We start from the raw sequence: 6,971 nt of genomic DNA, 5'->3' as shown, positions 1-6,971 counted from the left end.
CGCGAAACCGCGTGCCTGAGCGCCGCGGACCGGGCCGCCGTCGACGCCGAASTCGCCGCCGATTCGGGCGCGCTGGCGGGCAAGGGCGACCGGGCCATTGTGGCCGCGGCCCGCACCGCCGCGTACCGGCGTGACCCCCGCTCCGTCACCGAACGCGCCGCGCACGCCGTATCCGAGCGGCACGTCAGCCTGCGCCCGGCCCCCGACACCATGTGCCATCTGACCGCCCTGCTGCCCGTCGCCCAAGGCGTCGCCGTCTACAAGGCSCTGAGCGGGCACGCCGACACCCTCCGCGCCGCCGCGGACCCGAGGGGCCGCGGGCAGCTCATGGCCGACGCGCTGGTCGAACGCACCACCGGAACCCCGGGCGGGATCAGCGGCGTCGAGATCCAGCTCGTCATCACCGACCGCAYCCTSTTCCAGGGCAACGCCGAACCGGCCGTGCTGCCCGGCTACGGCACCGTCCCCGCCGCCTGGGCCCGGGAACGCATCGGCGCCGGGACGAACGCCAAGGACCGGGACTTCAAGACCTGGCTCCGGCGGCTCTACACCCACCCCGGCACCGGCGAGCTCGTGGGGATGGACTCCCGGGCCCGGCTCTTCCCGCCCGGGCACCGCCGCTTCATCCAAACCAGAGACGACACGTGCCGCACCCCCTACTGCGACGCGCCCATCCGCCACCTGGACCACATCATTCCCTGGCACACCGGCGGCCCGACCACCACGGACAACGCCGCCGGACTCTGCGAAGCCTGCAACCACACCAAAGAAACCCCCGGCTGGAAAGCCCGCCCCAGCCCTGAAGCCGCACCCGGATCCGCCTCGAGCATCGGCGCGAGGCACACCATCGAAGTCACCACCCCCACCGGCCACACGTACCGTTCCACGGCGCCGCCCCTGCCCGGATCGCGTGCCGGCGAGGCGAGCGTGGATTCCCGCCGCCGGCGCCGTGATGAGCGCCACCACGCGAAGACGCTCAAGCGTATACGGCCCTCAGGCTCACTGGCGGCTTGAGCGGGGAACGGGCCACAAGCATGCCCGAGCTGCACGCTCGAAAAAGCCGCCCGCCGATCGAAACGATCAGCGGGCGGCTTCAGGGCAACTCGACTTTGGGGCAACTCTTCGGCGGGCTTTAGCGCGCGCCGATCTCCTCCGGCTCGGGCTCGCTGTCGGCCGAGGCTGAGGCCGAAGCCGCGGGCCGGAGCTTGGCGCCCTCGACGTCGACGTCCGGCAGGATCCGGTCCAGCCAGCGGGGCAGCCACCACGCCTTGTCGCCGAGCAGGTACATCACGGCCGGGACGATCGTCATGCGGACCACAAACGCGTCCACCAGAACACCGAAGGCCATCGCGAAGCCCAGCGGCCGGACCATATTCAGGTGGGAGAAGATGAAGCCGGCGAACACGCTGACCATGATGATGGCGGCGGCGGTGACCACGGACGCGGCATGGCTGAAGCCGGTGCGGACCGCATGCCGGGCCGATTCGCCATGCATGAAGGACTCACGCATGCCCGAGGTGATGAACACCTGGTAGTCCATGGCCAGCCCGAACAGGACCCCGATCAGGATGATTGGCAGGAAGCTCAGCACGGCGCCCGGGTTTTCGACGCCGAACACCGTTCCCAGCCAGCCCCACTGGTAGACCGCGACGACGGCTCCGAAGGCGGCCGCGAGCGAGAGCAGGAAACCGCCCGTGGCCAGCAGCGGCACCACGATGGAGCGGAACACGAGCAACAGCAGGATCAGGGACAGCCCGACGACGATGGCCAGGTACGGGGGCAGGGCATCGCCGAGTTTGGCGGAGACGTCGACGTTGCCGGCAGTCTGCCCCGTGAGGCCGATGCTGACCCCGGTGGATTCCTTGATGCGGTCCTTTTCGGCGCGCAGCTCGGAGACCACCTGGACGGTGCTCGCGCTGGCCGGGCCCTCCCGCGGGATGATCTGGAACACCGCGGTGCGGCGGTCCTCGCTCAGTGCCACCGGAATGGCGGCGGTGACGTTGCCAGTGCCGCGGAGGATGTCGGCGACGTCGAGCTGCTTGGCTGTGGCTTCCTCCGCGCTCAGGCCGGCCGGGAAGTCGCCCACCACCACGATCGGGCCTGTCATGCCTTCGCCGAAGCTGCGGCCGGTGACGTCATAGGCCTTGAACGCCTGCGACTCCACGGGCTCGGACCCGCCGTCGGGCAGCGCCAGCCGCAACTGGCTGGCCGGCAGTGCCACGATGCCCAGCAGCAGGACACCGGCCAGCAGTGCCAGGACCGGGTGCCGGGTGACGAGTCCGCCCCAGCCCTGTTTGCTGCGGCGTTCGTCGCGGGCACGGTCCGCGCTCTCGTGGCCGGGGGCGGCATTGTGCTTCTTCGCCTTGGCCCAGACGCGGCGGGAAATGAGTCTGGGCCCGATCAGGGACAGCATGGCAGGGGTGAGGGTCAGGGCGACGACGACGGCGACGGCCACCGTTGCGGCGGCGGACAGGCCCATCACGGCCAGGAAGGGAAGGCCCGGGATCACGAGGGCTGCGAGGGCGATGATGACGGTCAGGCCCGCAAACAGCACCGCGTTGCCGGAGGTACCGGTGGCGAGGGCGACGGATTCCTCGCCGTCCATGCCGGCCAGGAGCTGGCCGCGGTGCCGGTTGACGATAAACAGCGAGTAGTCGATGCCGACGGCGAGGCCCAGCATGAGCGCCAGCATCGGGGAGATGGAACTCATGTCGACGGCGCCGCTGAGGGCGAAGGTGCCGCCGACGCCCACTGCCACACCGACCAGGGCCATCAGCAGGGGGAGCCCGGCGGCGATCAGGGTTCCCAGCATGACGATGAGCACCAGCGCCGCGATGGCGATGCCGAGGATCTCGGAGATGCCGAACAGCTCGGAGACGTCCTCCGTGATTTCCTTGCTGGCCAGGGCGGTCACGCCGGCAGAGGAGACTTCGTGGGCGATGTCCTGGACCTGCTGGCGCACGGCGGGGGCCAGCCCGTTGATCGAGGTCTTGAACTGGACCTGGGCGATTGCCGCGGTGCCGTCCTCGGACACGAACCGCATGCCCTGCGAGGCCTCGAGCTGGCGTTTGGCCAGGGCGAGCTTGGCCGCGCCGGCCTGGAGTTCCTTGGTCCCGGCGTCGAGCTTCTCCTGGCCCGCGGCGAGGGCAGCCTTCTGCTGGCCAAGCTGGGCGTCGATGGCCTCGGCGGACATGCCGGCCGCGGTCATCTGCTGCTCGGCGGCGGACAGCTGGGCCTTGCCGGCGGCCAGCCGGGCGGCCGACGCATCCAGCTGCGCCTGTCCTGCGGATGTCTGCTGCTCGCCGGCGGCAAGGTCCGTGACGGCCTTGTCCAGCTGGGCCTGGGTGGCGAACGGGTCCACGGTGCCCTGAACATCGGGGAGGGCTTTCAGCTTGGTCAGCGCAGCCGAGACCGCGTCCTTGCCGGCCTGCGTGAACTGGCCGTTCTGCGACTCGAAGACGATGCCGGCCGAGCCGCCGGACGACTTGGGCAGCTCCTGCTTGAGCTTGTCCGCCATCTGCTGGGTTTCAGTGCCGGGGATCTGGAAGTTGTTGGACATGGTGCCGTGGAAGGCCGCAGCCGCGCCGCCGACGGCCACCAGGACGGCGAGCCAGAGGGAGATGACGAGCCAGCGGTGGCGGTAGGAGAACTTGCCGAGACGGTAGAGCAACAGGGCCATGTCAGTGCCGATCTGGGGAAGGAGTGGCGGGGGAGTGGGACGCGAATCCGGAGCCGAGGAGGCCCATGGAATCGATCAGGAGCTGGCGCAGGACGGACAGGGACTCGGGGGCCAGGTCGCCGCCGCAGCGGGCGAACCAGACGTCCATGGCGGCTTTTCCGCACGAGATGACGGAGCCGGCGAGGGCGCGGAGGTAGAGCTCGTCGACGTCGCCGACCGCCGTCAGCGCAAAGCGTTCGCGGGCGGCGTCGATGATCTGTTCGGTGCAGTGGTCCCAGGCTTCCAGCTCGGAGCGGCTGAGCTGGGGGTTGGTCTGGCCCAGGCTGTAGAGCTCGGCTACCGGTGCGACGGTCATGGGATCGGCCAGTTCAACGAGGGCTGCGCGGGCCGATTCCAGGATGGGCTCGCCTGCCGGGCGGAGCCGGAACTGCTGAAGTGCCGTGTCCAGGAAGCCGAACGTCACCGAGGCGAGCGCCGCCTCGGTGCTGCCGAAGTAGTTGAAGAACGTGCGGCGGGAGATCCCGGCGGCGTCGGCGATGTCCTCCACCGTGAAGTTTCCGGGTCCCCGCGTGCGGAGCAGGTCCATGGCGGCGTCCGTGATGGCCTGCCGGGTAGCGGCCTTGTTCAGTTCGCGGCGGGAGGGGACACTCGGGTCGCCGGATGCGGCGGCGGGGGCGGCGGAGGGGGAGGGCGATGGGGACACGCGCTTACACTACGTGCATGTTTGCACTCTGGGCAAGTATTTTCCAGGGGTGGTGGGGCTGGCAGGGTCAGCGCTCAAGGCTTGAGCTGGGGTGCCGCGTCGCCGGAATTGGTCAGGGAGCGGACGGTCGGGCCCATGACTTCGCCGAAGTCGGCGCGATCCGGTGGCCCGGGATGTCATTCGAAGTGACGATCAGCATGCCCAGAGCCTATCCACCTTTGCCGCCATTTTGCCCTCTTTTTGCCCTCTGGGCGTACCTGCCGGATTCACAGGAAAGTGAAAGCTGGGAAACAGCTATCTCTGCAGGGGCAGGTGCAGACTGGAGGTGCTCGTGGAGCAGCCTTCCCCGGACGAACCATCAGCTTCAAGCGCCGTCACCGCGCGGCAGATCCAGGAGACAGCAGATGTCACGCACAACGAAAATCGCACTCGGCCTCGGGCCGGCGGCCGTGGCACTGGGCGCAGGGCTCGGGGTCGCCGGGATGGCCTCCGCCACCACGACGCCGGCGCCCACCCCGACACCCAGCTCGAGTGTTCCCGGGAACAACTTCGCCGACGGCTACGGCATGCGCGGCGGACACCGCGGCCACGGCCGTGCGGAGTTCGGCGCCCGCGCCAAAGAACTCGCCGCCAAGCTCGGCGTCGACGAGGCGAAGGTCACCGACGCCCTGAAGACTTTCCGCGAAGCCAACAGGCCGGCCACCCCGCCGGCCCCAGGGCAGAAGCCGGACCGCGCCGCAATGGAGAAGGCCCTGGCCGCGTCCCTGGCGAAGTCGCTCGGCATCGATGAAGCCAAGGTCACCGCTGCCCTGGAGGAATTGCGTACCGCGGAACAGGCCAATCACGCCGCGGCACTGAAGCCCCGGCTGGACCAGGCCGTCATTCCCGGGGACTTCTCTGGTGAACACTCGTTCTGTTGTTACGCCCTGGCGTCAGCCAGTTCCCGCTCGTCCCGTCCTGCCGCGGGAGTGGTGGCGGAGGGGTCGACGGCGGCGGTGCCATCGACGTCGTCGACGTCGTCGCTAAACGGGTCGCCGTTCCGCGGCGCGTTGTACAGCGTTTCGTCCAGGATGCCCTGGCGTTTGGCCACGATCGCCGGGATCAATGCCTGCCCGGCCACGTTGACGGCGGTGCGTCCCATGTCCAGGATCGGGTCGATGGCCAGCAGCAGGCCGACGCCGGCCAGCGGCAGTCCCAGGGTGGAGAGCGTCAGTGTCAGCATCACGACGGCGCCCGTGGTGCCGGCGGTCGCGGCCGAGCCGAGCACCGACACCAGCGCGATCAGCAGGTACTGGGCGAAGTCGAGCTGGATGCCGAAGAACTGGGCCACGAAAATCGCCGCCACGGCCGGGTAGATCGCCGCGCAGCCGTCCATCTTGGTGGTCGCCCCGAGCGGCACGGCGAAGGAGGCGTAGGCGCGGGGGACACCCAGGCTTCGTTCGGTCAGGCGCTGGGTCAGCGGCAGGGTGCCGATCGAGGAGCGGGAGACGAAGGCCAGCTGCACAGCCGGCCACACGCCGGAGTAGTACTGCTTGATGGACAGTCCGTGGCTGCGGATCAGCACGGGGTAGACCACGAACAGCACGAGTGCGAGGCCGATGTAGATCGCTACGGTGAACTTGCCGAGCGAGCCGATGGTGTCCCAGCCGTAGACGGCCACGGCGTTGCCGATCAGGCCGATCGTGCCCAGCGGCGCGATCCGGATGATCCACCAGAGGACCTTCTGGATGACGGCGAGGGCGGAGGCGTTCAGGGCCAGGAACGGTTCGGCCGCCTTGCCCACTTTCAGCGCGGCGATGCCGACGGCGATCGCGATCACCAGGATCTGGAGGACGTTGAAGCTCACGGCGGTGGTGGCGACGCCGTCAGTGACGGTGGTGGTCGCGCCGAGACCCAGGAAGTTCTTCGGGAACAGTCCGGTGAGGAAGGCCCACCAGTCACCGGACTTGCCGGCGTACTTCGCTTCCTGGCTGATGCCGGTTCCGGCGCCGGGCTGCAGCAGCACGCCCAGGCCGATGCCGATCAGCACGGCGATCAGCGAGGTGATCGCGAACCAGAGCAGCGTGTTCCAGGCCAGCCGGGCGGCGTTGGAAACGGCGCGCAGGTTGGAGATTGAGCTGACGACGGCGGTGAAGATCAGGGGGACCACGGCGGTCTGCAGCAGCGAGACGTAGCTCGAGCCGATGGTCTGCAGCGTGCTGCCGAGGGCGTTGGGGGTGGCCTTGGTGCTGCCGGTGTACTTGGCCAGCAGGCCAAGGCCCAGACCGACGATCAGGGCGGCGATGATCTGGAAGCCGAACGAGCCGGCCCATTTGGGCAGCTGGAACCCGGTCTTTCCAGCGGGTGCGGGGGTGCTTGTCTGAGTGGTCACCGGAACACGCTAGGACCGTTGCCAATAGCACGACGAGCGGATGTTGAGAAATGTTACGGCGCCACCGGTGGCCCCGCGCCGCGGAATGCCCGGGATTGCCGCGCCGGCAGGGGCTTTTGTGAAGTTATTCCGGCAAGCGGTGTGGCGATTGTCTCGTCGCCGGGCGGCCCGGACCGCCCGGTGAGGCGCGAGATGACGGTTCGCGGCAATGCTCTGGA

At 69.2% G+C, this 6,971-nt stretch carries 4 protein-coding genes and 1 pseudogene; 2 read left to right on the top strand and 3 right to left on the bottom strand.

The features are described from left to right. Positions 1-1,014: HNH endonuclease (locus AC1DZV_RS03565; protein ID WP_476952974.1), on the top strand; the 1,014-nt coding region annotated here is incomplete at its 5' end. Positions 1,015-1,132: 118 nt separating this feature from the next. Here the strand turns inward: AC1DZV_RS03565 and AC1DZV_RS03560 are convergent. Further along, entirely contained in the window at positions 1,133-3,679 is a 2,547-nt protein-coding gene (locus AC1DZV_RS03560; RefSeq protein ID WP_476950605.1) for an MMPL family transporter, read from the bottom strand. Position 3,680: 1 nt separating this feature from the next. Continuing rightward, positions 3,681-4,382, bottom strand: a complete 702-nt coding sequence (locus AC1DZV_RS03555) for a TetR/AcrR family transcriptional regulator (protein WP_476952973.1) — start codon at positions 4,380-4,382, stop codon at positions 3,681-3,683. Between the two features lie 404 nt (positions 4,383-4,786). Here AC1DZV_RS03555 and AC1DZV_RS03550 point away from each other — a divergent pair. Continuing rightward, a pseudogene (locus tag AC1DZV_RS03550) lies at positions 4,787-5,272 on the top strand (hypothetical protein); the annotation flags it as partial. Between the two features lie 29 nt (positions 5,273-5,301). On the opposite strand, the gene AC1DZV_RS03545 reads toward AC1DZV_RS03550, so the two are convergent. Next, on the bottom strand, positions 5,302-6,753 hold the full coding sequence (locus AC1DZV_RS03545; RefSeq protein ID WP_476952972.1) for a dicarboxylate/amino acid:cation symporter: 1,452 nt from the start codon (positions 6,751-6,753) through the stop codon (positions 5,302-5,304). Between the last annotated feature and the right edge of the window lie 218 nt (positions 6,754-6,971).

Source organism: Arthrobacter sp. P1_D12 (genome assembly GCF_056406175.1).
Note: the sequence above shows the minus strand (reverse complement) of the source record. Positions and strands in the feature narration are given on the sequence as shown.

What these genes read in the sequence shown, in the direction of transcription:
- AC1DZV_RS03560 (WP_476950605.1), bottom strand. Translation starts at nt 3,679, where the DNA reads ATGGCCCTGTTGCTCTACCGTCTCGGCAAGTTCTCCTACCGCCACCGC.